Genomic DNA, 25,393 nt, shown 5'->3' with positions numbered 1-25,393 from the left:
CATCAGGCCGCGTCAGCGGCCTGATGCGTGGGGCATGCGGGGGGCTAGCGCGTGTGCTCGGCCTTGAAGGCCTGGCGGAAGCGATGCAGCAGCGGTTCGGTATAGCCGTTGGGTTGTTCGAGCCCTTCGAACACCAGGGCGATGGCTGCCTGATACGCTTGAGAGCGATCGAAATTGCCCGCCATGGGCAGGTAATGCGGGTCGCCCGCGTTTTGCTGATCCACCACGGCCGCCATGCGCTGGAAGGTTTGCTCGACCTGCTCATGGCTGACCACGCCATGCAGCAGCCAGTTGGCGATATGCTGGCTGGAAATACGCAGGGTGGCGCGGTCTTCCATGAGGCCCACATTGTTGATGTCGGGGACCTTGGAGCAGCCCACGCCCTGATCGACCCAGCGCACGACGTAACCCAGGATGCCCTGGACATTGTTGTCGAGTTCACGCTGAATGTCGGCAGGGCTCCAGGCGCTGGGGTCGCCCACCGGGAGGGTCAGCAGGCCGGTGAGCAAACCATCGGCCACGTCGGCCAGGCGCGTCTTCTCGAGGGTTTGCTGCACGGCCTGGACATCGACTTGATGGTAGTGCAGGGCGTGCAGCGTGGCCGCGGTGGGCGAGGGTACCCAGGCGGTATTGGCGCCGGCCTTGGGATGGGCGATCTTCTGCTCGAGCATGGCGGCCATCAGATCGGGCATGGCCCACATGCCTTTGCCGATCTGGGCGCGGCCGCGCAATCCGCAATCCAGGCCCACCAGCACATTGCTGCTTTCGTAGGCCGCGATCCAGGCGCTGGATTTCATGTCGCCCTTGCGCATCATGGGGCCGGCGTGCATCACGGTGTGCATCTCGTCGCCCGTGCGATCCAGAAAGCCCGTGTTGATGAAGGCGACCCGATCGGCCGCCGCGCCGATGCAGGCTTTGAGGTTGACGCTGGTGCGCCGCTCTTCGTCCATGATGCCCATCTTCAGGGTGTGGCGCGGGAGCTGTAGCAGGTCTTCGACGCGGGCGAACAACGTGTCGGCGAAGGCGACTTCGGCCGGGCCATGCATCTTGGGCTTGACGATGTAGATCGAGCCCTTGCGGGAATTGCGTTGCTGTTTGAGGTCGATGCGCGCGGCCAGGGCCGTGACGACCGCATCCAGGATGCCTTCGGGAATTTCGCGGCCGTCGCGATCCAGGATGGCCGGGTTGGTCATCAAGTGGCCGACGTTGCGTACGAACAGCAGCGAGCGCCCGGGCAGCGAGAATGCGCTGCCATCGGCGGCGAGATAGTCGCGGTCCGGATTCATGCGGCGGGTGAAGGTCTGGCCGTTCTTGCTGACCGACTCGGTGAGGTCGCCGCGCATCAGGCCCAGCCAGTTGCGGTAGATGTGTGTCTTGTCTTCGGCGTCGACCGCAGCCACGGAGTCTTCGCAGTCCATGATGGTGGTCAGCGCGGCTTCCATCAGGACATCTTTGACGCCGGCCGGGTCGGTCGCGCCAATGGCGTGCTGCCGGTCGATCTGGATCTCGAAGTGCAGGCCGTTGTTCTTGAGCAGAATGGCCGTGGGCGCGGCGGGCTCGCCGCGATAGCCCTGGAACTGGCTCGGCTGCTTCAGCGCGGTGTCGCCTTCGGCGGTGCTGACGATGAGTTGGCCGCCGCGCAGGGAATAGCCGGTGGCGGCGCGATGCGAGCCGCGCGCCAGCGGCGCGGCGGTGTCGAGAAACTCGCGCGCGCGCTCGATGACCGCGCGGCCGCGTTGCGGGTTGTAGGCCGTACCGGCCGGGCCTGCGCTATCCGCAATCGCATCGGTGCCGTAAAGCGCGTCGTACAGGCTGCCCCATCGGGCATTGGCGGCATTCAGGGCATAGCGAGCGTTGGACATGGGCACGACCAGTTGCGGGCCGGCCTGGCGGGCGATCTCGTCATCGACGTTTTCGGTGCGCACGCGCACCGCGGCCGGCGTGGGCTGCAGATAACCGGTTTTTTGCAGAAACGCGCGGTAGGCCGCCGGGTCGCGGACCGGACCGGGTTGGTCGCGGTGCCATTGGTCCAGTTCGGCTTGCAGGCGGTCGCGTTCGGCCAGCAGCTTGCGGTTCTGCGGCGCCAGCTCCTGGATGAGGGCGGCAAAGCCTTCCCAGAAAGCCTTGCTGTCCAGGCCGCTGCCCGGCAGGGCCTCTGTTTCGATGAACTGGAAAAGGGGGGCCGCTACCTGCAGGCCGGCGATGCGTTCGGTCATGGAGTCGCTCTGCAAAGTCAAAAGAGATAGGCAGATCATCGGGCCTGGAATCGGCGCTGTCCATATCCAGAACCACTGGTCATACCAGTTTGTGCGCTGCCATATTGGTGCGAAAAACTTTTTTATGGTTTTATTTCAGTTGCTTGAACGTTCATGGAGTCCCGAACCGGAAGCGGGCGGGAACTGGTCATACCAGTGAGCAACCTACAGATTGATGAGGCTGGCCAGCGGCGCCCGGTGGGCGAGGGTGTGGCGCAGCGCATAGAGCAATTGATCGTCGATGGCGTGCTCAAGGCCGGCCAGCTCCTGCCATCCGAGCGCCGGCTGACCGAAAAGCTGGGGGTATCGCGCTCGGCGCTGCGCGAAGGGCTGCAGTTGCTGCGCGCGCGGCACATCATCCGGACGGAACAGGGCCGGGGGTCTTTCGTGGCGCAGATCGCCAAGGTGGATGCCGGCCCGCTGGTGCATCTGTTTCATTCCCAACCCCGCACGCTCTATGACCTGCTGGAGGTGCGTGCGTTGCTCGAGGGTGAATCGGCCCGTCTGGCGGCCATCCGGGGCACCGAGGCGGACTTCATTCTGATCCGGCGCCGTTATGAGGCGATGGTGGCCGCTCATCTGCGGCCCACCGACAGCGCGACCCATGCCCACCTGGACCATGCGTTTCATTTGGCTATCTGCGAAGCCTCGCACAATCCGGTGCTGGTCCACACCCTGCAATCGCTGACCGATCTGATGCTGGGGTCGGTCTTCGCCTGTGTGAACAACCTTTATCACCGCGAGCCGCACAAACGGCAGATCGACCGGCAGCACACGCGCTTGTTCAATGCGGTGATGGCGCGCCAGCCGGATCAGGCACACAAGGCCGCCACCGAGCATGTGGACAGCGTGCGGCAGAGCCTCAATGAGATCGAACAGGAAGGCGAGCGGCTGGTGCGCGCCACGCTGCGGCTGGAGGGCTGGGCCTGAGCCAGGCGCGGGCCGGCACGGCCGGCCCAGATGGCCTACGCCCGCCAGGCGGGCTGCTTGCGCAGCTCACGAGGCGGGCGTCGACCTTGGGAAATCAGTGCGCCGGGGCGGGGGCGATGCCGGCGCGGCCGATCAACCGTTCTGGGGCGGGTAGTCCAGGTTGCCGTAGGTCACCAGGCCTTCAGCCTTGGCTTGAGCCAGGTCGGAGCGCACCTGGGCGCGGCTGACGTGGCTGTCGACCGTATCGGCAACGGGCGGATAGTCCAGATTGGCCGTGGTCACCAGGCCTTCATTCTGGGCCTGAGCCAGTTGATCCTGAACCTGGGCCGAGGACAGCGCGCCGTGTTCAACGATGGCGGCGGGGTAGGCTTCTTCACCAAAGGTGTATTGACCATCGGCCTTGGCCTGAGCGAGTTCGGCCTGCACCTGGGCGCGGCTGGGCTCGACGTCGGCGGCTTGGGCACCGGCCATCACAGTCATGGAAAGCAGTACAGCAGTAGCGAGCGACTTCATGGTAATTCCTCCGTGTTGATCGAGGATCGAAACTGGGGCGGATGTTGCTGCCTCTGTTTGTTTCCCGGTGAATTCATTCTCTGCCTATTGCGCCCTAGGATAAACCCTAGATAACAGAAAACATTATTCCATTTTCACGAGTAATCAATATTTATAAACAGGGACAATCCCATTGATGGCGGGAATTAACCAGGTGTGACAGACGAGCGGACCCGCCGCCGGCAGCCGTAGGACGGCGCGGCGGATGCGCTCGGGGCGCGTGCAGAAAGCAGGAGAGTTAAGGGGCGCGGGCAATGCCGCCGGGCGGGCCGTTGGCGGACCCGCGAAGCGGGTTCAGAGCAGGGTGCCGGCCAGCGCCGAGGCGATCAAGAGCGCGCCGGTCCAGAGGTTGGCCCGAAACAGCATGAAGTTGCGGTCCGGACGCTGCAGATCGAAGATGACCAATTGCCAGGCCAGATGCGCGGCGACCGCCGCCATGCCGACGAAATAGGCGCCACCCATGCCCATGGCGTAGCCGCCCCAGGTCCACAGCAGCGCGGCGGCCAGGTAGAAGCCGCTGATCCAGACCTTGCCCTGCGCGCCGAAGCGCATGGCCGTGGAGTGCAGGCCCAGCTTGAGGTCGTCGCGCACGTCGACATAGGCGTAGATGCTGTCATACCCGATCTGCCAGAGCACCGCGCCCAGCCACATCGCCACCGCGGCCAGCGGCAGATGGTTCTGCGTGTCGGTCCAGGCCATGAGCATGCCCCAGTTGAAGCACACGCCCAGCACGGCTTGCGGCCAATACGTGACCCGCTTGCAAAAGGGGTAGATGAAGACGAAGGGCAAGACACCCAGTGCCCACCAGCGGCTCAGATCGTTGATGAAAAACAGCAGCGAGGCGCAGACCAGCAACTGCGTCAGCAGAAACCCGACAGCCTGGCGCATGGAGAGCTGGCCGCTGGTCAGCGGCCGGAAACGCGTGCGCTCGACATGTTTGTCGATGTCGCGGTCCCACATGTCGTTGACGGTGCAACCGATGCCGCGCATGAGCAGGGCGCCTAGCGAAAAGACGATGAGTCTTTTGAGGTCGGGCAGCCCGCCGGCGGCTTGCACCAGCGCCGCGATGCACGGCAGCAGCGTCAGCCACGTGCCGATGGGCCGGTCGAGCCGGCACAGGCGCGCATAGGGCCGCCAGGAACGCGGCAGCCACCGTTCGACCCAGTCGTCAAAGACGATGTCACTCAGGTCGGTCGGGCGGGTAGCTTGGGTATTCACGGCGGGCACGGTCGGTGGAAAAAAGAAGGGCGCGGCGGATGACCGCCGCGCCCGACTATACCGCATGCCCGCAGGCTCAGACGTATTTGTGCAGCAGCTTGCCGAGGATGGCGATGCCGGTGTTGATCTTGTTCTCGGGCACCGTGGCGAAGCTCAGGCGCAGCGTGTTGGCCTGCGGTTTGCCCGCGTAAAACGGCGCGCCGGGCACGAAGGCCACGTTCTGTGCCACGGCCTCGGCCAGCAACGTGGCGCTGTCGATGTGCTCGGGCAGCGTCACCCACAGGAACATGCCGCCCTCGGGCACGGTCCAGCTCACGCCGGCCGGGAATTCGCGCTTGATGGCCTCCATCATGCAGCGGCCCTGCGTACGATAGATTTCGCGCACTTTGGGCAGGTGCTCTTGCAGGAAGCCGTCCTTGACGATTTCATAGACGGCCATCTGCGTCAGGGTGGGCGTATGCAGATCGGTTGCCTGCTTGGCTTGCACCAGCTTGTCGATGATGGCGCGCGGGGCCGCGATATAGCCCAGGCGCAGGCCGGGCGCGAGCACCTTGGAGAAGGTGCCCAGGCGGATCACTGTGGCGCCGACCGCGGTACCCAGGGCCAGCAGGCCGGGTTGCGGTTCGCCGGCATAGCGCAGGTCGCCGTAGGGATCGTCTTCGATGATGGGCAGGCCCATCTCCGCGGCGCGCGCGACCAGCGCTTCGCGGCGGGCGCGGTTCAGCGTGCGGCCGGTCGGGTTCTGGAAATTGGGCAGGGCGTACAGGAAGCGTGCCCCGGCGGCCAGCTCGGGCGTGATCGCTTCGGGGATCAGGCCGCCTTCGTCCGTGGGCACCGGCACATAGCAGGGTTGATACAGGCTGAAGGATTGCAGCGCGCCCAGATAGCTGGGGTCTTCGACCAGCACTTTGCTGTCTTTGTCGATGAGCACTTTGCCCAGCAGATCCAGCGCCTGCTGCGAGCCGGAGACGATGAGGATCTGGTCCGCGGTGACGTGGGCGCCGGCCGCGTTCAGGTCCTCGGCGACCCATTGGCGCAAGGGGGCATAGCCTTCGGTCGGACCATATTGCAGGGCCGCGCGGCCATTGGTGGCCAGCACCTTGTCGAACGCAGCGCGTACCACTTCTACCGGGAAACCGCCGGGGGCCGGCAGGCCGCCCGCGAAAGAAATGACCTCGGGCCGCTCGGTGACTTTGAGGATTTCGCGGATGGCAGAGCTGGTCAGTTGCTGGGCGCGTTCCGAGAAGGAATACGCGGGTTCGAAGGGCTTGTCCATGGAGGGAGCTTGTAGAAAGGATGGAAACGTGCTTGCGCATTTATTGTTGCACACGCAGCTACCGTGCCCGGGCGTGGGCCTAAAATCACCAGGCACGATTTCTTCCGGTACAGTTAATTTTAGTTACACCAGCCCCCATGTTCCAGGCCGCTTCCCTTTCGACTGCATCCAAACCCCAGTTCTATCGCGAGTTGGTCGCGCAGGCGCAGGCCCTGCTGGCCGGCGAGCATGACCGCATCGCCAACGCCGCCAATCTGGCTGCGCTGGCCTGGCAGGCGCTGCCGGACATCAACTGGGCAGGGTTTTATTTTTATGATGGCCACGAACTCGTGCTCGGGCCGTTCCAAGGCAAACCGGCCTGCGTGCGTATCGACCTGGCGCGCGGCGTGTGTGGCGCGGCGGCCAGCCAGCGCCAGACGCAGGTCGTGCCCGATGTGCACGCCTTTCCCGGCCATATCGCTTGCGATGCCGCGTCGCGCTCGGAGATCGTCGTGCCCCTGGTGCGCGACGGCCAGTTGCTGGGCGTCTGGGATGTCGACAGCCCCGTTGTCGGGCGCTTCGACGACGCTGACCGGCACGGCATGCAGGCCTTGTGCCAGGTCTATCTCGATAGCCTGGCGCGTTGACAGCGGGCGGGACGCAGCGTAGATTCAGTCCCGCAAATTTCCTTTTCCTGTTTTCATGTCCCAGGCCCGTTACTCCGCTCGCATTTTCCGCGCTTGCTGCGCGGTGGCGGCGTTCGGCCTGAAATCCAAAAAACAGCGGCTCATCTGACCGGAGCATGCTGTTCCGTCAGATGGGCGACGGAACAGCGGCAGATCCGGCTGCGCATCCCCTGCGCAATCCCTCTCCTTCTCGACATCGCACTTCTGCACGGGCTTATACCGAAGGAGTGACCCATGTCGACCGTAGTGCAAACCCAATCCGCCACACCCGTGGCCACCCCTGTGTCCTTTCATGGCGTCTGGCTGCCGCTGGTGACGCCGTTTCATGAAGACGGCCCCGATCTGTTCGCGTTGCGCCGCCTGATGCGCCAGTACCGCCAGGCCGGCATCGATGGCGTGGTGGTGTGCGGTAGCACCGGCGAGGCCGCCGCCATGGATGAAGCCGAGCAATTGGCGGTGCTGGACACGGTGCTGGACGAAGCCGGTCCCTTGCCGGTGGTGATGGGCCTGGCGGGCAATCATCAGCGTGATGTGCTGCGCCGGCAGGCTGTGTTCACCTCGCGCCCGCTGGCCGGGCTGCTGACCCCCGCGCCGTACTACGTGCGCCCGGGCCAGGCCGGGCTGGCCGATTACTTTCGCACCTTGGCCGATGCCTCATCGGTGCCGCTGATTCTTTATGACATCCCCTATCGCACGGGGGCGCAGATCGAAACGGCCACCTTGCTGGCCCTGGCCGAGCACCCCAATATCCGCGCCGTGAAGGATTGCGGCGGCTCGCTGGACAAGACCCAGGCGCTGATCGCGCAAGGCCGGCTGCAGGTGCTGGCCGGCGAAGACATGCAGATCTTGTCTACCTTGGCCATGGGAGGCAGTGGTTTGATCGCCGCGGCGGCGCACGTGCGGCCGGATCTCTTCGTGGCCCTGTACCAGGCCATACAAGCGCAACAGGTCGCGCTGGCCCGGCAGATCTACCATGCGCTGGCGCCCGTGATCCGGCTGCTCTTTGCCGAACCCAATCCGGCCCCGTTGAAGGGTTTGCTGGCGCGCCAAGGCTTGATGCGCGAATCCCTGCGTGCGCCGATGGCCCCGGCCAGTCTGGCCTTGATCATGCAGCTCGAGGCGGCGGTGGCGCAACTGGAACGGCGTTATCCCGGCGTGTAAGCGCCGGGCCGGCCGGGCCTTGCCGTGGCGGCAGCGAGTCACAGCAAGGCCCGGCCGGTGAGTGAGCGCTTGCATCGGCTTACCGGCGCGCGCGGGGCCAGGGCATGCCGCCGGGCGAATGGGGACGATACGGGTTGGCAGCGGCGGCTGGCTGGTCTACAAATGCCGCACAAAGACGCACGCGTCGCAGATCAAAATTACGGAGACTCACTAGCCATGACCGCGCCCGCCGGTACGAATGACCTGGTTTTCGATTACATCATCGTGGGAGCGGGTTCAGCCGGTTGCCTGTTGGCCAACCGGCTGTCGGCGGATCCGGCAGTCAGGGTGCTGCTGCTCGAAGCCGGTGGCAAGGACAATTGGCACTGGATACACATTCCGGTCGGCTATCTGTATTGCATCGGCAATCCCCGCACGGACTGGTGCTACCGCACCCAGGCCGATCCGGGCCTGGCCGGCCGCAGCCTGGGCTATCCCCGCGGTCGCGTGCTGGGCGGCAGCTCGGCCATCAACGGCATGATTTACATGCGAGGGCAGCGCGCCGATTACGACGGCTGGGCCGCCATGGGCAACACCGGCTGGAGTTGGGATGAGGTCCTGCCCTATTTCAAGTCCTGCGAGGATCACCATGCCGGCGCCAGTGATTTTCATGGCGCGGGCGGCGAGTGGCGGGTTGAGCGCCAGCGCTTGTCTTGGGATTTGCTCGATGCCTTCCGGGATGCGGCCGCACAAGCGGGCATCGCTCCCATCCGGGACTTCAATCAGGGCGACAACGAAGGTTGCGATTACTTTGAGGTCAATCAGCGCAGCGGGGTGCGGTGGACGTCGGCCAAGGCGTTTCTGCGGCCCGCGCGCAAGCGTCCCAATCTGCATGTGATGACCGGCGCGCGCGCCGAGCGCATCGTGTTCGAGCAACGACGAGCCGTCGGTGTGCAGTTCATCGCCGAGGATGGGCAGCGCCGCGTGGCGCAAACGCGCGGCGAGGTGCTGCTGGCGGCCGGCGCCATCGGCTCGGCGCAGTTGCTGCAAGTCTCGGGTGTGGGGCCAGGCGCTCAGTTGCACAGCCTGGGGCTGCCGGTGGTGCACGATGCGCCTGAGGTCGGGGGCAATTTGCAGGATCATCTGCAGTTGCGGCTGATCTATCGGGTTTCCAATGCCAAGACCCTGAATGCCATCGCCGGCAAGTGGTGGGGCAAAGCCATGATGGCCGCGCAATACGCGTGGTCGCGCAGCGGGCCGCTGAGCATGGCGCCTTCGCAACTGGGGGCGTTTGCGCGCTCGAATGCCGCGCAGCCGCGCGCCAATGTGCAATACCACGTGCAGCCGTTGTCGCTCGAGCGCTTTGGCGAGCCGCTGCATCCGTTCGCGGCCTTCACGGCATCGGTGTGCAATCTGCGACCCACGAGCCGGGGCAGTGTGCGGGCTGTCTCGCCGGACGCGCAAACCGCGCCGGAGATCCAGTGCAACTATCTTTCCACGGAAGCAGATCGCCAAGTGGCGATCGACAGCATTCGGTTGACGCGCCGCATCGTCGCCCAGCCGGCGCTCGCGGGCTATCGCCCGCAGGAGTACAAGCCCGGCCCGCAGGCGCAAAGCGCCGAAGATCTGGCGCGGGCGGCCAGCGAGATCGGCACCACCATCTTCCATCCGGTGGGCACCTGCCGCATGGGCAGCGACGCGGCAGCTGTCGTCGATCCCGAATTGCGCGTCAACGGGGTGACGGGGCTGCGCGTGATCGATGCCTCCATCATGCCCACCATCACCTCGGGCAATACCAATTCGCCGACCATCATGATCGCCGAGAAGGGGGCGGACATGGTGCGCCGTGCTCGTGTTTGAGGCCCTGCGCGCAGCGGCCTGCGCTATATTGCACCGCTCGAATCTCCCTTGCCGCGCCGGCCTGCCGGCAGGCCGCTCCGATATCGCCGCCGCATGATCCAGCCTATTGAAATCGTCGCCACCGCGCTATTCGCCGTGGCCGTGCTGCACACTTTCTCCGTGCCGGTATTCGCCCGGCTGGCGCATCGCAATGGGGCGCATGCCGGGCTGTGGCATTTGCTGTCCGAGGTCGAGGCGGTCTTTGGCGTGTGGGCATTCGTGCTCATCGTGATCATGGCCGCGATGCAGGGCAGCCAGGCCGCCGTGCATTACATGGACACGCGCAATTTCACCGAGCCGCTATTCGTCTTCGTGATCATGGTGGTGGCGTCGAGCCGGCCCATTCTGGAGCTGGTCGGCATGGTGGTGCGCGCGCTGGCGCGGCTGCTGCCGGTGCGCCGGGAGCTGGCGACGTTCTTCGTGGTCATGTCGGTGGTGCCGCTGGGCGGCTCATTCATCACCGAGCCGGCCGCCATGACGCTGGCCGCGCTGCTGCTGCGCGATGGCTACTTCAGGGTGCATGGCCATGCCGGCTTCAAGTATCTGGCCCTGGGCGTATTGTTCGTCAACGTGTCCATCGGGGGCGTGCTGACGTCATACGCCGCGCCGCCGGTGCTCATGGTCGCCTCCACGTTTGGCTGGGATACCGCCTTCATGGCCTCGCATTTCGGCTGGCGCGCCGCGGTGGCCGTGGGCATCAACGCCGCGGTGCTGACCGTGATCTGCCGTCAGGCGCTCTTGGCCAGCAGCCAGGGTTCGCGCGCCAGTGCGGTGGCCGGGGTCGACAGTGCCCGCGCGCCCGTGCCCGCGCTGGTGATCGCCGTGCATCTGCTCTTTCTGATCGGCGTGGTGCTCACCGCTCACCATCCGGCCGTCTTCCTCGGCCTGATGATGATGTTCATCGGGTTTTCCGAGGCCTATAAGCGCCATCAGAACCGCCTGCTCATCAAGGAAGGCCTCATGGTGGGCTTTTTTCTGGCCGGGCTGGTAGTGCTGGGCGGCCTGCAAAAATGGTGGTTGCAGGATCTGCTGGGCGGGTTGCAGCCCACGGTGCTCTTCTGGGGGGCCACGGCTCTGACGGCCATCACCGATAATGCCGCGCTGACCTATCTGGGATCTCTGGTCGAGGGCAGCAGCCCCGCGTGGCGTTACATGCTGGTGGCTGGCGCGGTGACCGGCGGCGGCTTGACCGTCATTGCCAACGCGCCCAATCCGGCCGGCTTCGCCCTGCTGAAGAACACCTTCCCCGATGGCAGTATTTCCTCGGGGAAACTCTTTCTGGCGGCCCTGGTTCCCACGCTGGTGGCCGCCGGGATGTTCCTCTTGCCGGTATAAAAGGGCCATATCATCGGCGCCTGCGCCGGCAGGCGCCGGAGTCCGCCGGAAAAACCGCTAAAATTCAAGACTTTCCCGTATTTTTTCGGCTGAGCCTGGACGGTGCCGCGTATCCGACGCCGGGCCGACCGGGCCGGATTGATTCGCCAGTGAGGCTGGGAGTCCTCATTCATGCCTATTTACGCTTACAAGTGCAGCAGCTGTGGTTACGCCAAAGACGTTCTGCAGAAGATTTCCGACGCGCCGCTGACCGATTGCCCGGAATGCGGCAAGAGCAGCTTCACCAAGCAGGTCACCGCCGCAGGTTTTCAGCTCAAGGGTTCGGGCTGGTACGTGACCGATTTCCGCAATAACAGCTCGGGCAATGCCCCCGCCGGCAAGTCCGCTGCGGCCGAAAGCAGCAGCCCGGCGGCCGACAGCTCGGCGGCCAGCGCGCCGGCCAGCACGCCGGCAGCCCCGGCATCGACCTCGACCTCCGGCTCGACGACCTGATCGTGTTCAAGCGGTATTTCATCGCCGGCCTCTTGATCTGGGTGCCGCTGGCCATCACGATCTGGGTGCTGGGTCTGCTGGTGGCCACGCTCGAAGGCTTTGTCCCTGGCTTTCTGTCGTCCGAATCCCTGTTCGGCATCGACATACCGGGCTTTCGCTTCGTGCTGGTGATCGCCGTGGTGTTGTTGACCGGCGTGCTGGCCGCCAATCTGTTGGGCCGCAGCCTGTTTGATCAGTGGGAGCGTATCCTTGGACGCATTCCGCTGGTACGCTCCATCTATAACTCGGTCAAACAGGTCAGCGACACCATCCTGGCGCCCAATGGCCGGGCATTCCGGCAGGCGGTATTGATTCAGTATCCGCGCGCCGGCTCATGGACCATCGCCTTTCTGACCGGCGCGCCCAGCGGTGAGGTCGCCTCGTATCTGCCGGGCGAGCATCTGAGTGTCTATGTGCCGACGACGCCCAATCCGACGTCGGGCTTTTTTCTCATGATGCCGCGCGATCAGGTCATCGATCTGGATATGACGGTCGATGCGGCACTGAAGTACATCGTTTCCATGGGTGTCGTGGCGCCGCCGGACATCACCGGCACGCACCCCCACCCACCGGCAGAGGCGCCTCGCGCCGAGCCTTAACCTTTTTTGCGCTTTCAAGCCTATCAACGGAGTTATCCCGCATGCGTACCTGCTATACCGGCCAGGTTTGCCGTGACCATCTCGGCCAGACTGTCACCCTGTACGGCTGGGTGAACCGCCGCCGCGACCACGGCGGGGTGATCTTTATCGATTTGCGCGATCGCGCCGGCCTGGCCCAGATCGTGTTCGATCCGGACAACGCGCAAGCGTTCGGCACCGCCGAGCGTCTGCGCAATGAGTTCTGCGTGCGCGTGACCGGCCTGGTGCGCGAGCGTCCCGAAGGCACGACCAACGCCGAGCTGGCCTCGGGCGAGATCGAAGTGCTGTGCCGCGAAGTCGAGATCCTGAACGCCTCGGTGACGCCGCCTTTCCAGCTCGACGACGACAATCTCTCGGAAACCACCCGGCTGACGCACCGCGTGCTGGACCTGCGCCGTCCGCAGATGCAGCGCAACCTCATGCTGCGCTACCGGGTGTCCATCGAAGTGCGCAAGTTCCTCGACCAGCTCGGCTTCATCGATATCGAAACGCCGATGCTGACCAAGAGCACGCCCGAAGGCGCGCGCGACTATCTCGTGCCCTCGCGCGTGAACGCCGGTCATTTCTTCGCCCTGCCGCAATCGCCGCAGCTGTTCAAGCAGATGCTGATGGTCTCGGGCTTTGACCGCTACTACCAGATCACCAAATGCTTCCGCGACGAAGATCTGCGCGCTGACCGCCAGCCGGAGTTCACGCAGATCGATTGCGAAACCTCGTTCCTGAGCGAAACCGAGATCCGCGCCATCTTTGAAAGCATGATCCGCCACGTCTTCAAGGTGGTTCAGAACGTCGATCTGCCCGAGTCTTTCCCCATGATGACCTGGACCGAAGCGATGGCCCGCTACGGTTCGGACAAGCCGGATCTGCGCGTGAACCTGGAGTTCACGGACGTGACCGACATCATGCGCGATGTGGATTTCAAGGTCTTCGCTTCGGCCGCCACCACCGCGGGCAGCCGCGTCGTGGCGCTGCGCGTGCCGGGTGGCGCGGAACTCTCGCGTAGCGAGATCGACGCCTATACCCAGTTCGTCGGCATCTATGGCGCCAAAGGCCTGGCCTACATCAAGGTCAACGAAACGGGCAAAGGCCGTGAGGGCCTGCAGTCGCCCATCGTCAAGAACCTGCACGACGCCGCCCTGGCCGAACTGGTCAAGCGCAGCGGCGCGCAAGACGGCGACATCATCTTCTTCGGCGCCGACCGCGCCAAGGTGGTCAACGATGCCATCGGCGCGCTGCGCGTGAAGATCGGCCACAGCGAGTTCGGCAAGAAGACGGGCCTGTTCACCGGCGGCTGGCGTCCGCTGTGGGTGGTGGACTTCCCCATGTTCGAGTACGACGAAGAAGAGGGCCGCTACACTGCCGCGCATCACCCCTTCACCAGCCCGAAGGACGGCCACGAGGACTTCCTGCAAACCGATCCGGGCAAGGCGTTTGCGAAGGCCTACGACATGGTGCTCAACGGCTGGGAAATTGGCGGCGGTTCGGTGCGTATCCATCGCGAGGAAGTGCAGAGCAAGGTCTTCCGCGCGCTGAAGATCGGCGCCGAGGAAGCCCGCGAGAAGTTCGGCTTCCTGCTCGACGCGCTGCAGTACGGCGCGCCCCCGCACGGCGGCATCGCCTTCGGTCTGGACCGCATCGTCACGATGATGACGGGCGCGGAATCCATCCGCGACGTCATCGCTTTCCCGAAGACGCAGCGTGCGCAGTGCCTGCTCACGCAAGCGCCTTCGTCGGTCGATGACAAGCAATTGCGCGAGCTGCACATCCGCCTGCGCAACACCGAAGTGAAATGAAGTAAGCTCAGGGTGCGGTGCCGCGTGATGCGGTGCCGCGCCGGCCCGAGGCCTCAGGAGGGTCCGGGCCGTGCTTGCCGAGACTCCTGACCAGATGAGGCGCCATACGGTTCATGTCGCTTATTCGAGTCGTCAGCTACAACATCCACAAGGGGCGTTCTGCCCTTGGGCGCCATGAGTCATTGCATGACCTGCGCCTGGGCCTGTACGGCCTGCGTCCTGACCTGGTGTTCCTCCAGGAGGTTCAGGGGCGCAACGAAACCTCCTCCATACTGCATGCCCAGCATGAATCGCTGGGCGCGGCGCTGCACCTGAATGTCGCCTACGGCCGCAATGCCGTGCGCGATGCGACCGATCACGGCAATGCGCTGCTGTCGCGGTTTCAGATTCTCGATCATTTCAACCAGGACATCTCCGATCACAAGCTGGAGCAGCGCGGTCTGCTGCACGCCCGGATCGATGTGGGCGGCACCGAAGTGCATTGTCTGGTGGTGCATCTGGGGCTGTTCGCGAGCAGCCGTCAGCGCCAGATCCAGGCACTGATCGAGCGCATCCGCGCCGAAGTGCCCGACAATGCGCCCTTGCTCATCGCGGGCGACTTCAATGACTGGGGCGACAAACTGGCCCCGCAGTTCGTGCAGCAACTGGGCTTGTATGAAGTGTTCTCGCATGCGCCGCGCAGCTCGGGGGGCGAGCTGCCTCGCCTGCGTGACTCCATGCGCCGGCTAAGCGACGTGTTGCGCGGCGTGCCGGGCAATAGCGCCGTCATCGAGCGCAGCAACCAATTGGGCATGGGCGGCGCCTATTGCCCCTTGCCGCCGCCCCGTACGTTTCCGGCGCTGTTCCCGTGGTTCCGCCTCGATCGCATCTACCAGCGCGGCTTTGCGGTGCGCAGCGCCCGGGTCTTGCGAGGGCGTCAATGGGCACGGCTGTCCGATCACGCGCCTTTGCTCACGGAGCTCGAGTTGCCGTGAGGGCCGACACTGCCCGTCTGTCCTGGACGGACGGCAATGCGATCGATCTCCTGCAGAACGGCGCGGATTTCTTCCCGGCGCTGTGCGCGGCCATTGATCAGGCCAGCGTGAGCGTGCATCTGGAAACCTATATCTTCATTCTGGACCGCACCGGCCGGCAGGTGCTCGACTGCCTGGAGCGCGCCGCGCAGCGCGGCGTCAAAGTGCGGGTGGTGCTCGACGGTTTCGGCAGCGCGGCGACCGTGCCGGAAGTGGTGCAGCGCATCCATGCCGCCGGCGGGCACTGCCGCGTGTTCCGCCCCGAACCCCGCTGGCTGGGGCGCTTGGCGTTCTCGCGCAATCGCTTGCGCCGCCTGCATCGCAAAGTCACCGTCATCGACGCGGCCATGGCTTTCGTCGGGGGCATCAACATCGTCGATGACTATGACGACCTCGATCCGACCGACGATATTCCGGGCCCGCGCTTTGACTTTGCCGTGCGCATCGAAGGGCCGCTGGTGCCGCAAATCATCTATGCCCAGGATCTGTTGTGGGTCAGGCTGAGCTGGGCGCGCTTGCGGCGCCATCCTTCGGATTGGCGCCGGTTGCGCCTGCGCCGGCCGCAGCCGCAGCACGGCCGCGCTTGCGGCAGCCTGCGCGCCGCCTTGGTGCTGCGCGACAACCTGCGTTTCCGGCAGACGTTTGAGCGGGCTTACCTCAACGGCATCGAGCATGCCGGGCGCGAGGTCCTGATCGCCAATGCGTATTTCTTTCCGGGCCGGCAGTTTCGGCGCACGCTGGCCCAGGCCGCCGCCCGGGGCGTGCGGGTGCGCCTGCTGCTGCAGGGCCGGCCCGAATACTATCTGCAGTATTTCGCCACGCGTTCGCTTTACGATCAGTTGCTGCGCGACGGCATCGAAATCTACGAGTACATGCCGGCTTATCTGCACGCCAAGGTGGCGGTGATAGACGACATCGCCACGGTGGGGTCGTCGAACCTGGATCCCTTCAGCCTGCTGTTGGCGCGGGAGGCCAATATCGTGGTGGATGACCCCGCCTTTGCCCGGGATCTGCAAGCGCGGCTGGAGCGCGCCATCGCCGATGGCGGCCAGCTTATCCGCCCCCTGGATTACCAGCGGCGCAGCTGGATGTGGCGCGCGGTGGACGTCCTGGCGTATACGGCGCTGCGCGTCGGCGTGGCCCTGACGGGGCGCGCCGACAAGTTCTGAGCGCGCTCAGCGCTTCTTGGGCGGGAGCAGGCCCAGGGCCAGGGCGGTACCCGCCAGGATGATGCCCGCCCCGGTGATCATGCGGGGCGTGAGGTCTTCTCCGAGCAGCGTCACGCCCCAGAACACCCCGAACACCGGTACGAGAAAAGTGACGCTGACCGCCGCCGTCGGGCCCAATACCAGGATCAGACGGAAGAAGATCACATAGGCCACGCCCGTGCACAGCACCGCGAGCAAGACCGTGGCGATCCACGCTTGCGACGATACGGCCTGTTCGGGCCAATGCGCGATGGCCAGCGGCAGCAAGACCAAGGTGGCGCTGAGCATGCTGCCGGTGGCATTGGCCAGCGCGTCCACGCCGCTCAGAAAGCGTTTGGTCCAGTTGGCGGCGATGCCGTAGAACAGGGGCGCGGCGATCGCGGCCAGCACGGCCGGCCCGGTGCCGCCTTGCTGGAACTGCAGCTTGTCCCACACCAGCACCACGATGCCGAGAAAGCCGATCGCCAGGCCCAGCACACGCATGGCCGGCAGCCGATCGCGCAGCCACACCCAGCCGATGACCGCGCCCCAGACCGGCGTGACGGCGTTGGCGACCGACAGAAAGCCCGCGCCCAGCGAGAGGGAGGCGTAGGCATAGAGCAGAAAGGGCAGGGCGGCGTTGAACATCCCCACCACGAAGATGGCCTTCCAGTGGCGCGCCATGATGCCCAGGCGGCCGCGCAGGATGGCCAGGGGCAGCAGCACCAGCGCGCCCAGGCCGACGCGCAGCTCGATCAGCGCCGCGGGGCCGAACTCCGGCACCGCCAGCCGCATGAATAGAAAGGAGCCGCCCCAGACGGCAGCCAGCGCAATCAATTCCAGAAGTTCGCGACGTTGCATGGTGGTCCGATCAGGCGCGGCGGGTGATGACGTTTTTCATTTTGATGCGTTGGGCGATGACCGCGGTCAGCAGCGACAGTGCCAGACACAGCGTCAGGCCGATGCGGACCCCGATGAGCACCGACGTATGCGAGATCGCGATTCCCACCAGCGCCGTACCCGCCGCGCTGCCCACCGCGCGGGTGGTCTGGACCAGGGCCGAGGCCACGCCCACGTCGCGCCGTTCGCTCAGCATCTGCATGAACAGCGTCAGATTGGGCAGCAAAAAGCCCAGGGCGGTGCCGTTGACGGCGAATGCCGCGACGATCCACCAGGTCGACGTGCCTTCTCCGGTGGCCAGCACCATGGCCGAGCCGGCCGCGAGCAAGAGACCGCCGAAGACCATCAGGCGCTGCGGCTCGGCCTGCTTGGGAAACAAGCGGCCATTGATGATGCTGCCCAGAGAAATGGCGGCCACCAGCGGCGTGAGCAGCAGGCCGGCTTCGCTGGGGCTGTAGTGCAGCACTTGCTGCAGCAGCAAGGGGCTGTAGAACACCAGGATGAACATGGTCGCGCCAACGGCCACCGCGGCGAGGTTGAGCAGGCGCGGCTCCGGGCCGGAGAGAATGCGCAAGGGGAAGATCGGCGAGGCCACGCGCCGTTGGTGAGGAATGAGGCAGCAGCCGGCGGCCACCGCCGCGATGGCCAGGCCGGCGGCCAAAGCCGGCCGGGCGCTGTCGCCCGGGGCAAAGGCCAGCTCCATGGCCGCCAGGGGCGCGGCGACCAGGATGATGAGCAGCAGCCCGCCCAGCCAGTCGATCCGCCCCGCCTTGGCGTGGGCCGGGGCGATGCGCGGAAAATAGCGCGCCAGCAGGAACAGGGCCACCACCGCGGCGATGGGGGCGATGAAAAACGCGGCGCGCCAGCCCAGCGCCTGCGTGGCCGCGCCGCCCAGCACCGGCCCGATGCCGCTGGCCATGGCGAACGCCGCCGAGACCAGGGCCATCCAGCGCACCCGCTCGCGGGCATCGGGAAACAGATCGGCCGGGGCGGCAAAGGCCGTGGCGATCATCATCCCCCCGCCCACCCCCTGCAGGGTGCGGAAGGCGATCAACTGCGTCATGCTCTGCGACAGCCCGCAGGCGATGGAACCCAACGCCACCAGCGAGACGGACACCAGCATCAGCGGTTTGCGTCCGAACATATCGCCCAGGCGGCCGAAGATGAGGATGGAGGCGGCGGTGGCCAGCAGATAGCCTGTGCCCACCCAGGCATACAGCGCCATGCCGTTGAGGGCCTCGGCGACCCGGGGCAGCGTCGTGCTGACGATGGTGGAGTCGAAGGCCACCAGAACGACGGTGGCTGACACCCCCGCCATGGCCATGAGCAGGTCGCGACGGGAGTGCGGAGAAGTTTCTGATTCGGTTGCAGGAGCAGTCATGCCGGCAAGAATATCACCGGCACGGACGGCTTATTTGAACAGGGTGTGATAACCCACGAGCATCACCACCACCGCTAGCGCCATGACCCAGGACCAGCGCGAGGCCACCAGGCCGCGCGGCTCCGGCGCCGGGGGCGGTGGCGGGGGCGCCTGGCGGGGCTGGGCGGCCACATGGCTGCCGAAGGCATCGAAGAACTTGTCGATGATCTTGCCGCCGGCTTTGAGGATGGCGGGCTCGCCCAGGGCGGCGAGCTTGCCGCCGGCCATCGCCGCCACGGTGTAGGAAATGCGGGTGCCGTGGTCTTTGGGGCTTAGGCTCACCTGGGCGGTACCGATGGCCAGCCCGGCCGCGGCCCCCTTGCCGTCGAAGGCCAGCGAACAACTTTCCGGCGGTTTGAGGTCCGAAACGAGGATCTCGCCTTCGTATTCGGCGTCCATGCCGCCGACCTTGGCGCGCACGGTGATCGTGTACTCGGTGTCGGTCAGGCGGTTGACGCGGATGCATCCCGGCAGGCACCGCTGCAAAACCGCGGGATCGAACAGCGCATCCCAGGTTTGGTGCGGCGTGGAGGGAACCCATTGAGCATCGGCTATGCGCATGGCTGTCTCCTAGCTGTGTTGCGATCCCAGCTTACGAGCCCGGCTTCCGTGGCCGGGTCTTTGGACTTATTGTGCGCTCAATCGCCGCCCGGCGCCATGCCCGGGCTCGGAGAGCACGGCGAACAGCGCGACCAGCAGGGCGTAGAAGCCGACGGTGCGCATGCCCCGGAACATCAGCTCGGTCAGGCCGAAAAGGGCAAAGCCCAGGCAGACGGCCAGGCCCATGGCTGCCGCCGCGCGCCGGGATTGCGGCAGACGGTAGGCCAGGCGGCGCGTAAACAGCGCTGCGGGCACGGCGTAGAGCAGCAGGAGGGCGAGGCCGCCGGGGATGCCGTAGAGCGCCAGGGCATCGAGAAGGTCGTTGTGCGGTTCGCCGAATTCGCGCGCGACGTGAGGCGAGACCACGTCGCGGGCGGCCAGTTCGGGCAGTTGCGGGGCGAAGCCCGCAGGACCCGCGCCCTTGAGGGGGTTGTCCTGCATCATCGTCCAGGCCGCGCGCCAGAGCTGCAGGCGTATACAGATCGAGGTGTTGCTCAGGGGGGCAGTCTGGCATTCGCGGAATTGCATCACACCCTGGTCGACGCGCTCGCGCAGCGAGGCGTTGAGCGAGCCCAGCGCCATCAGCACGGCCAGAATGCCCAGCGCCGCGGCCGCCAGGCGCAGCGGGTGGCGGATGCGGGCATAGACGACCAGGGCCAGCACGACGAACACCGGCAGCGCGACCCAGCCGCTGCGCGTCTGGGTCAGGATGAAGCCTGTGAAGGCGGTCAGCAGCGTCAGCAGCTTGAAGGCGTTCTCCAGCCGGACGTAACGCGTGAGCCGCCAGCTCAAGGAGAACAGGGACAGAACGGCGAACAGCAGCAGGAGGTTGCCGTACCCGACCGCGTTGTACTGATCGGTCAGCGGCCGGCGGGCCAGATTGCCGTGCACCAGCGTGATGAGGGTGGCGGTGCCGGCCCAGCCCGCCGCCAGGATGCCCCAGAGGGCTTGCTTCAGGCGGTCCGCGCCCACGGCATGCACGGCCGCCAGCAACAGGGGCAGTCCCAGCGCCAGCCGCAGGCCGCGTTCCAGCGTGGCGTTGCTCCAGCTGGCGTGCAGGGCGCTGCTGAACAACATCACCGCCAGCGGAGCGCCGGCGGCCAGCATGAGGTGGCGGTAGTCGCGCAGATCGGGCGGTCGGCCGGCGCTGGCCAGCACGGCCAGGCAGAGCAGAATGGCGAGATAGAAGGCCGCGCTGCCGCCACCGGAGGTGGTCAGTAACAGCGTGGGCATGGCGGTGATGGAAGCGACCAGCAGCCAGGAAAACAAACGGTTGAGCATCGAGATCGTGTGCGCCCGGGCGGACGGGTCAGGCAGGGAAAGGGTGCGGCCGCTTGCGCGGCGCGGGCGGATTATAGGGAATTGCATTGCAAATTTCTGTTATCTATTTCGGGGCTTCGTCCGGTTCAGGGTTGCCGGGCGGCCGCCGCGCCCGGCAAGGCACTGGCTACAATGGGGGCCTGCGGCCGGCCCGGCCGCGGTCTTGCAGTACATGCCTTCATGAAAATCCTGATTACCGGCGGTGCCGGTTTCATCGGTTCGGCCCTGGTCAGGCACCTCGTCCGCGACACGCAGGACAGCGTGGTCAACGTCGACAAGCTCAGCTACGCCGGCAATCTCGCGTCTTTGCAAGAGTGCGCCTCGCATCCCCGCCATGCCTTCGAGCGGGTGGATATCTGCGATCGTGCGGCCTTGCAGGCGGTCTTCGAGCGGCATCGCCCCGATGCCGTCATCCATCTGGCGGCCGAGTCGCACGTCGACCGCTCCATCGACGGTCCGGGCGAATGCATCCAGACCAATCTGGTCGGCAGCTATGTGCTGCTGGAGACGGCCCGTGCGTATTGGGCCCAGTTGCCGGCGCCGGCGCGGGAGGCATTCCGTTTTCTGCAGGTATCGACCGACGAAGTCTATGGCGACCTGGGAGACCGGGCCGGACGCTTCATCGAGACCAGCCCCTACGCGCCTAGCTCCCCCTATGCCGCCAGCAAAGCCGGCGCCGACCATCTGGCGCGCGCCTGGCAGCGTACCTATGGGCTGCCGGTGCTGGTCACCCACGCTTCGAACAACTACGGACCCTGCCAGTTTCCGGAGAAGCTGATCCCGCTCATGCTGCTGTCGGCCCTGCGGGGCTGGCCGCTGACCATCTACGGCGCTGGCGATCAGGTGCGCGATTGGCTCTACGTGGAAGACCATGCGCGTGCCTTGTGCGCGGTGCTGCATCACGGCCGGCCAGGGCAGGCCTACAACATCGGCGGCTCCTGTGAGCTGCGCAATCTGGAGGTGGTGCAGCAATTGTGCGACCTCCTGCAAACGTGGCGTCCGCCCGCCGAGGGTCATTACCGTGATCTCATCGCCCATGTGGCCGATCGGCCCGGGCACGACCGGCGTTACGCGCTCGATAGCGGCAAAGCGGCCGCCGAACTCGGCTGGACGCCGCGCGAGGATTTCCGCAGCGGGCTGGCCAAGACAGTGGCCTGGTATCTCGACCATCCCGAATGGGTCGAGGACATCGAAAGCGGGGCCTATCGGGCGCGCTGGATGAGCGCGGACGGATCATGAAGATTCTGCTGCTGGGCAAGGACGGGCAGGTGGGCCGCGCGCTCAGACGGGCGCTTGCGCCATTGGGGCAGGTGCAGGCGCTGGGGCGCGATGGCGGCCTGGACCTGGCCGATCTCGATGGCCTACAGCGCCTCGTGCGCCAGGCCGCTCCGGACATCCTGGTCAATGCGGCGGCGTTCACCGCCGTGGACCTGGCCGAGACCCAGCCGCAGCAGGCCATGCGCGTCAACGCCGAGGCACCCGAGCTGCTGGCGCGGCACATGCGCGCCAGTCGAGGGTGGCTGGTGCATTACTCCAGCGACTACGTCTATGACGGCGCGGGGCAGGGCGAGCGCGCCGAGGACAGCCCCGCCGCGCCGCTCAATGCCTATGGCCGCAGCAAGCTGGCCGGCGATCAGGCCGTGCATGCAAGCGGCGCGCACCATCTGGTGCTGCGCACCTCCTGGGTCTATGGCCTGCACGGTGAGAACTTTCCGCGCAGCGTGTTGCGGCTGGCGGCCAGCGCGGCGCGCATGCGCATGGTCGATGATCAGATCGGGGCGCCGACGAGCGCGGATCTGGTCGCCGACGTGACGGCACTGGCCTTGCGCCAGGCGCTGGCCCGGCCCGCGGTCGGCGGGCTATACCACCTGGCCGCCGCCGGCGCCGTCTCGCGCCATGCTTATGCGCAATACGTCATCGAGCAGGCACGGCGCCTGGGCTGGGCCGTGCGCGTGCCGGCCGTGCAGGCGATCAGCACTGCGGACTATCCTCAGCCCGCGGCCCGGCCGCTGAACTCGCGCCTGGATTGCAGCCGGCTGCAGGCGACGTTCGGCCTGCGCCTGCCGGACTGGCGTGAGGGCGTGGACCGGTTGTTGGCGGATTGGCGCGCCAGTCCCTGGAGGCACGAGGCATGATCCACAAAGGCATCGTCCTGGCCGGCGGCACCGGCAGCCGGCTGTACCCGGCCACGCTGGGCCTGTCCAAGCAATTGCTGCCGGTCTACGACAAACCCATGGTGTATTACCCGCTGTCGGTATTGATGCTGGCCGGGATCCGCGACATCCTGCTCATCACCACGCCGGCCGATCTGGCCGGCTTTCAGCGGCTGCTGGGCGACGGATCGGCCTTCGGCCTGAGCCTGAGCTACGCCACGCAGACCGCGCCCGAGGGGCTGGCCCAGGCATTTTTGATCGGCGAGCACTTCATTGGCCAGGATCCGGTCTGCCTCATCCTGGGCGACAACATTTTCTATGGCCACCATTTCACGCCCTTGCTGCAGGCGGCCGCCGCCCGGGCGCAAGGGGCGACGGTGTTCGGCTATCAGGTGCGGGATCCGCAACGCTACGGCGTGGTGGCCTTCGATGCGCAGCAACGAGCCGTCAGCATCGAAGAGAAGCCCGCTCAGCCGCGCTCGAACTTCGCGGTGACGGGTCTGTATTTCTATGACAATGACGTCATCGCGATGGCGCGCGGGCTCCAGCCGTCGGCGCGTGGCGAACTGGAAATCACCGACATCAATCAGTGTTATCTGGCGCGCGGCGACCTGCGCGTCGAGCTGCTGGGCCGCGGCTTCGCCTGGCTGGACACCGGCACGCACGAGGCGTTGATGGAGGCCGGCCATTTCGTGAACACCATCGAGCAGCGCCAGGGTCTGAAGATCGCCTGCCTGGAGGAAATCGCCTACCAGGCTGGCTGGATCGATGCCGACCAGCTCGCGGCGCAGGCGCGCCGCATCGGTGCCAACGGCTACGGCCAATACCTGTTGCGGGTGCTGCAGGAGGGGCGGCCATGAACATCCATGCGACCGCCTTGCCCGGCGTGCTGGTGATCGCGCCGCAGGTGCTCAGCGATGGCAGAGGCTGGTTTGCCGAGCGGTTTCGCCAGGATGTCTTCGAGGCGGGCCTGCGTGCCCACGGCCAGCCCGCGCCCGGGCCCTTCGTGCAGGAGAACCACTCCTGCTCGGAGCGCGGCGTGTTGCGCGGCTTGCATTACCAATTGGCGCCGCATGCCCAGGGCAAGCTGGTGAGCGTGGTGGCCGGCGAAGTGTTCGATGTCGCCGTCGATATCCGGCCCGGGTCGCCGACCTTCGGCCAGTGGGTCGGGGAGACGCTGTCGGCCGGCAATCGTCGCAGCCTGTGGGTGCCGGCGGGGTTCGCGCATGGCTTTCTGGCCTTGGCCCAGGGCTCTGAGGTGGTCTACAAGGTCACGGCGTATTACTCGGCGGCGCATGAGCGCGCCTTGCGCTGGGATGATCCCGCCCTCGGCATCCGCTGGCCTCAGGCCCCCGCTTTGATGTCGGCGCGCGACCGGCAGGCGGTCAGCCTGGAGGAGGCGCGGCGGACCGGGCAACTGCCTGTCTGACCAGCCGCTTGGCTAATTGATGTAAATTCCGAGGGTTTACAAGATCCAGCGCCCGATTTCCGGGTGCGCCTAGCGTTGATGCCTACCCGCATATTGATCGTTCGCACGTCCTCTTTGGGCGATCTGGTGCACATGCTGCCCGCAATTTCTGACATTGCCCGCCATGTGCCCGATGCCCAGATAGATTGGATTGCGGAAGAAGCATTCGCCGAGATTCCCGGCTGGCATCCGGCCGTCGGCAATGTCATCAAGGTGGCGCACAGACGCTGGCGCAAAGCGTGGTGGTCGGAGCAGGTGCGCGCCGAGCGCCGTGCCCTGGCCGAACGCCTGCGCAGCGAACCCTATGACATCGTCCTGGACATGCAGGCGCTGCTCAAATCGGCCTGGCTGGTCCGCCAGACCCGGGGCGTGCGGCATGGGCTGGACTGGCGCTCGGCGCGCGAGCCGCTGGCCTCGCTGTTCTACAACGTGCGGCACCGGGTCGAGTTCTGGCAGCCCGCCGTCATTCGGCAGCGCAAGCTCGCGGCGCAGACCTTCGGCTACACCTATAGCGGCGCGCCCGACTTCGGGTTGCAGGCCTTTTTTTCGCGTCCGGCCAACCCGCCCGTTGTCGAGGCGGGCCGGCGCCTGCACCATCTGGATACCGATCGCGGCTATGCCGTGATCATGCCCTCGGCCAGCCGCGAGGACAAACTCTGGCCCGAAGAAGACTGGCGGGCCGTGTTCCGCCGCCTGCAGGACGCCGGCTGCACGCTGCGCCTGCTGGCCGGCAATGATCAGGAAGCCGAGCGCGCCCGCCTGCTGGTCGCGGGCATGGACGGGGTGGAAGTGCTGCCGCGCATGGATCTGACCTCGGTGGCGCGGGTGCTGGCCGGCTCGCGTCTCATGGTGGGTCTGGATAGCGGTCTGACCCACCTGTCGGCGGCGCTGGGTCGGCCGACCATCGGCATCTACCGCGCGTCCACGCCCGTGCGCACCCCGCTGGTCGGGTCCAATTACACCGCCAGCCTCGGTGATCGCGGCGCCTCTCCGTCACGCGAGGCCGTCATGGCTGCGGTGGAGCAGGCGCTGGCGGCGCGCTAAGCGGAGGCGGACGTGCGGCGCGGCCTCTATACCGGTTTATTTTGCTTGGCAGCGCC

Annotated in this window: 23 protein-coding genes; 15 read left to right on the top strand and 8 right to left on the bottom strand. The window is 66.1% G+C overall.

Annotation, left to right across the window (positions count from 1 at the left end):
- Window positions 1-44: 44 nt before the first annotated feature.
- A complete protein-coding gene (locus CAL22_RS20585; protein WP_094816420.1) occupies window positions 45-2,216 on the bottom strand; it encodes a malate synthase G in 2,172 nt (723 codons plus the stop codon).
- 195 nt (window positions 2,217-2,411) lie between these two features.
- Here CAL22_RS20585 and glcC point away from each other — a divergent pair, with 195 nt between their 5' ends.
- Window positions 2,412-3,185, top strand: a complete 774-nt coding sequence (glcC, locus tag CAL22_RS20580; protein ID WP_094816418.1) for a transcriptional regulator GlcC — start codon at window positions 2,412-2,414, stop codon at window positions 3,183-3,185.
- Window positions 3,186-3,317: 132 nt separating this feature from the next.
- On the opposite strand, the gene CAL22_RS20575 is transcribed toward glcC, so the two are convergent.
- The 3 genes from CAL22_RS20575 to CAL22_RS20565 all read right to left on the bottom strand — a co-directional run bounded on the left by CAL22_RS20575 (window position 3,318) and on the right by CAL22_RS20565 (window position 6,231).
- Window positions 3,318-3,698, bottom strand: a complete 381-nt coding sequence (locus tag CAL22_RS20575; RefSeq protein ID WP_094816416.1) for a DUF4148 domain-containing protein — start codon at window positions 3,696-3,698, stop codon at window positions 3,318-3,320.
- A 333-nt stretch (window positions 3,699-4,031) separates the two neighbouring features.
- Window positions 4,032-4,955: a 4-hydroxybenzoate octaprenyltransferase gene (gene ubiA / locus CAL22_RS20570; RefSeq protein WP_094816836.1), complete on the bottom strand. Its 924-nt coding sequence runs from the start codon at window positions 4,953-4,955 to the stop codon at window positions 4,032-4,034.
- Between the two features lie 76 nt (window positions 4,956-5,031).
- Window positions 5,032-6,231, bottom strand: a complete 1,200-nt coding sequence (locus tag CAL22_RS20565; RefSeq protein ID WP_094816414.1) for a PLP-dependent aminotransferase family protein — start codon at window positions 6,229-6,231, stop codon at window positions 5,032-5,034.
- A gap of 137 nt (window positions 6,232-6,368) precedes the next feature.
- Here CAL22_RS20565 and CAL22_RS20560 point away from each other — a divergent pair, with 137 nt between their 5' ends.
- From CAL22_RS20560 to clsB, 9 genes are all read left to right on the top strand, one after another.
- Window positions 6,369-6,857, top strand: a complete 489-nt coding sequence (locus tag CAL22_RS20560) for a GAF domain-containing protein (protein ID WP_094816412.1) — start codon at window positions 6,369-6,371, stop codon at window positions 6,855-6,857.
- A gap of 273 nt (window positions 6,858-7,130) precedes the next feature.
- Window positions 7,131-8,057: a 4-hydroxy-tetrahydrodipicolinate synthase gene (dapA, locus tag CAL22_RS20555; RefSeq protein WP_094816410.1), complete on the top strand. Its 927-nt coding sequence runs from the start codon at window positions 7,131-7,133 to the stop codon at window positions 8,055-8,057.
- Window positions 8,058-8,273: 216 nt separating this feature from the next.
- On the top strand, window positions 8,274-9,896 hold the full coding sequence (locus CAL22_RS20550) for a GMC family oxidoreductase (protein ID WP_094816408.1): 1,623 nt from the start codon (window positions 8,274-8,276) through the stop codon (window positions 9,894-9,896).
- Window positions 9,897-9,989: 93 nt separating this feature from the next.
- The gene (locus CAL22_RS20545; protein ID WP_094816406.1) at window positions 9,990-11,270 is read left to right on the top strand and encodes a putative Na+/H+ antiporter; all 1,281 of its coding nucleotides are present in this window, start codon (window positions 9,990-9,992) and stop codon (window positions 11,268-11,270) included.
- Window positions 11,271-11,441: 171 nt separating this feature from the next.
- A complete protein-coding gene (locus CAL22_RS20540) occupies window positions 11,442-11,762 on the top strand; it encodes an FmdB family zinc ribbon protein (protein ID WP_094816404.1) in 321 nt (106 codons plus the stop codon).
- Between the two features lie 2 nt (window positions 11,763-11,764).
- Window positions 11,765-12,400, top strand: a complete 636-nt coding sequence (locus CAL22_RS20535; protein WP_094816402.1) for a DUF502 domain-containing protein — start codon at window positions 11,765-11,767, stop codon at window positions 12,398-12,400.
- Window positions 12,401-12,441: 41 nt separating this feature from the next.
- On the top strand, window positions 12,442-14,232 hold the full coding sequence (gene aspS, locus CAL22_RS20530; protein WP_094816400.1) for an aspartate--tRNA ligase: 1,791 nt from the start codon (window positions 12,442-12,444) through the stop codon (window positions 14,230-14,232).
- A gap of 113 nt (window positions 14,233-14,345) precedes the next feature.
- A complete protein-coding gene (locus tag CAL22_RS20525) occupies window positions 14,346-15,206 on the top strand; it encodes an endonuclease/exonuclease/phosphatase family protein (protein ID WP_094816398.1) in 861 nt (286 codons plus the stop codon).
- Complete coding sequence (gene clsB / locus CAL22_RS20520) at window positions 15,203-16,414, top strand: cardiolipin synthase ClsB (protein WP_094816396.1); 1,212 nt, start codon at window positions 15,203-15,205, stop codon at window positions 16,412-16,414. The genes CAL22_RS20525 and clsB overlap by 4 nt, the downstream gene beginning before the upstream one ends.
- 6 nt (window positions 16,415-16,420) lie before the next feature.
- Here the strand turns inward: clsB and CAL22_RS20515 are convergent, their stop codons facing one another.
- The 4 genes from CAL22_RS20515 to CAL22_RS20500 form a co-directional block, all read right to left on the bottom strand.
- On the bottom strand, window positions 16,421-17,293 hold the full coding sequence (locus tag CAL22_RS20515; RefSeq protein ID WP_094816394.1) for a DMT family transporter: 873 nt from the start codon (window positions 17,291-17,293) through the stop codon (window positions 16,421-16,423).
- Window positions 17,294-17,303: 10 nt separating this feature from the next.
- Window positions 17,304-18,713: an MFS transporter gene (locus tag CAL22_RS20510; protein ID WP_094816392.1), complete on the bottom strand. Its 1,410-nt coding sequence runs from the start codon at window positions 18,711-18,713 to the stop codon at window positions 17,304-17,306.
- A gap of 30 nt (window positions 18,714-18,743) precedes the next feature.
- Complete coding sequence (locus CAL22_RS20505) at window positions 18,744-19,313, bottom strand: SRPBCC family protein (protein ID WP_094816390.1); 570 nt, start codon at window positions 19,311-19,313, stop codon at window positions 18,744-18,746.
- A gap of 66 nt (window positions 19,314-19,379) precedes the next feature.
- Window positions 19,380-20,720, bottom strand: coding sequence for an O-antigen ligase family protein (locus CAL22_RS20500; protein ID WP_244193955.1), 1,341 nt, complete (start codon window positions 20,718-20,720; stop codon window positions 19,380-19,382).
- A 132-nt stretch (window positions 20,721-20,852) separates the two neighbouring features.
- On the opposite strand from CAL22_RS20500, the gene rfbB reads away from it, so the two are divergent.
- From rfbB to waaC, 5 genes are all read left to right on the top strand, one after another.
- Window positions 20,853-21,911, top strand: coding sequence for a dTDP-glucose 4,6-dehydratase (gene rfbB, locus CAL22_RS20495; protein ID WP_244193954.1), 1,059 nt, complete (start codon window positions 20,853-20,855; stop codon window positions 21,909-21,911).
- Window positions 21,908-22,807, top strand: coding sequence for a dTDP-4-dehydrorhamnose reductase (rfbD, locus tag CAL22_RS20490; protein WP_094816384.1), 900 nt, complete (start codon window positions 21,908-21,910; stop codon window positions 22,805-22,807). Before rfbB ends, rfbD begins: the two co-directional genes overlap by 4 nt.
- Window positions 22,804-23,685, top strand: a complete 882-nt coding sequence (gene rfbA, locus CAL22_RS20485; RefSeq protein ID WP_094816382.1) for a glucose-1-phosphate thymidylyltransferase RfbA — start codon at window positions 22,804-22,806, stop codon at window positions 23,683-23,685. Before rfbD ends, rfbA begins: the two co-directional genes overlap by 4 nt.
- Complete coding sequence (rfbC, locus tag CAL22_RS20480) at window positions 23,682-24,254, top strand: dTDP-4-dehydrorhamnose 3,5-epimerase (RefSeq protein WP_094816380.1); 573 nt, start codon at window positions 23,682-23,684, stop codon at window positions 24,252-24,254. The genes rfbA and rfbC overlap by 4 nt, the downstream gene beginning before the upstream one ends.
- 78 nt (window positions 24,255-24,332) lie before the next feature.
- The gene (gene waaC, locus CAL22_RS20475) at window positions 24,333-25,337 is read left to right on the top strand and encodes a lipopolysaccharide heptosyltransferase I (RefSeq protein ID WP_094816378.1); all 1,005 of its coding nucleotides are present in this window, start codon (window positions 24,333-24,335) and stop codon (window positions 25,335-25,337) included.
- Window positions 25,338-25,393: the final 56 nt, after the last annotated feature.

This window comes from Bordetella genomosp. 12 (genome assembly GCF_002261355.1).
In the GTDB taxonomy this organism is placed as follows: domain Bacteria; phylum Pseudomonadota; class Gammaproteobacteria; order Burkholderiales; family Burkholderiaceae_B; genus Bordetella.
Note: the sequence above shows the minus strand (reverse complement) of the source record. Positions and strands in the feature narration are given on the sequence as shown.

What these genes read in the sequence shown, in the direction of transcription:
- CAL22_RS20500 (WP_244193955.1), bottom strand. Translation starts at nt 20,720, where the DNA reads ATGCAATTCCCTATAATCCGCCCGCGCCGCGCAAGCGGCCGCACCCTT.
- CAL22_RS20540 (WP_094816404.1), top strand. Translation starts at nt 11,442, where the DNA reads ATGCCTATTTACGCTTACAAGTGCAGCAGCTGTGGTTACGCCAAAGAC.
- dapA (WP_094816410.1), top strand. Translation starts at nt 7,131, where the DNA reads ATGTCGACCGTAGTGCAAACCCAATCCGCCACACCCGTGGCCACCCCT.
- rfbA (WP_094816382.1), top strand. Translation starts at nt 22,804, where the DNA reads ATGATCCACAAAGGCATCGTCCTGGCCGGCGGCACCGGCAGCCGGCTG.
- CAL22_RS20525 (WP_094816398.1), top strand. Translation starts at nt 14,346, where the DNA reads ATGTCGCTTATTCGAGTCGTCAGCTACAACATCCACAAGGGGCGTTCT.
- rfbC (WP_094816380.1), top strand. Translation starts at nt 23,682, where the DNA reads ATGAACATCCATGCGACCGCCTTGCCCGGCGTGCTGGTGATCGCGCCG.
- aspS (WP_094816400.1), top strand. Translation starts at nt 12,442, where the DNA reads ATGCGTACCTGCTATACCGGCCAGGTTTGCCGTGACCATCTCGGCCAG.
- CAL22_RS20565 (WP_094816414.1), bottom strand. Translation starts at nt 6,231, where the DNA reads ATGGACAAGCCCTTCGAACCCGCGTATTCCTTCTCGGAACGCGCCCAG.
- CAL22_RS20545 (WP_094816406.1), top strand. Translation starts at nt 9,990, where the DNA reads ATGATCCAGCCTATTGAAATCGTCGCCACCGCGCTATTCGCCGTGGCC.
- waaC (WP_094816378.1), top strand. Translation starts at nt 24,333, where the DNA reads ATGCCTACCCGCATATTGATCGTTCGCACGTCCTCTTTGGGCGATCTG.
- CAL22_RS20560 (WP_094816412.1), top strand. Translation starts at nt 6,369, where the DNA reads ATGTTCCAGGCCGCTTCCCTTTCGACTGCATCCAAACCCCAGTTCTAT.
- CAL22_RS20515 (WP_094816394.1), bottom strand. Translation starts at nt 17,293, where the DNA reads ATGCAACGTCGCGAACTTCTGGAATTGATTGCGCTGGCTGCCGTCTGG.
- CAL22_RS20575 (WP_094816416.1), bottom strand. Translation starts at nt 3,698, where the DNA reads ATGAAGTCGCTCGCTACTGCTGTACTGCTTTCCATGACTGTGATGGCC.
- CAL22_RS20505 (WP_094816390.1), bottom strand. Translation starts at nt 19,313, where the DNA reads ATGCGCATAGCCGATGCTCAATGGGTTCCCTCCACGCCGCACCAAACC.
- CAL22_RS20550 (WP_094816408.1), top strand. Translation starts at nt 8,274, where the DNA reads ATGACCGCGCCCGCCGGTACGAATGACCTGGTTTTCGATTACATCATC.
- rfbD (WP_094816384.1), top strand. Translation starts at nt 21,908, where the DNA reads ATGAAGATTCTGCTGCTGGGCAAGGACGGGCAGGTGGGCCGCGCGCTC.
- CAL22_RS20510 (WP_094816392.1), bottom strand. Translation starts at nt 18,713, where the DNA reads ATGACTGCTCCTGCAACCGAATCAGAAACTTCTCCGCACTCCCGTCGC.
- CAL22_RS20585 (WP_094816420.1), bottom strand. Translation starts at nt 2,216, where the DNA reads ATGACCGAACGCATCGCCGGCCTGCAGGTAGCGGCCCCCCTTTTCCAG.
- rfbB (WP_244193954.1), top strand. Translation starts at nt 20,853, where the DNA reads ATGAAAATCCTGATTACCGGCGGTGCCGGTTTCATCGGTTCGGCCCTG.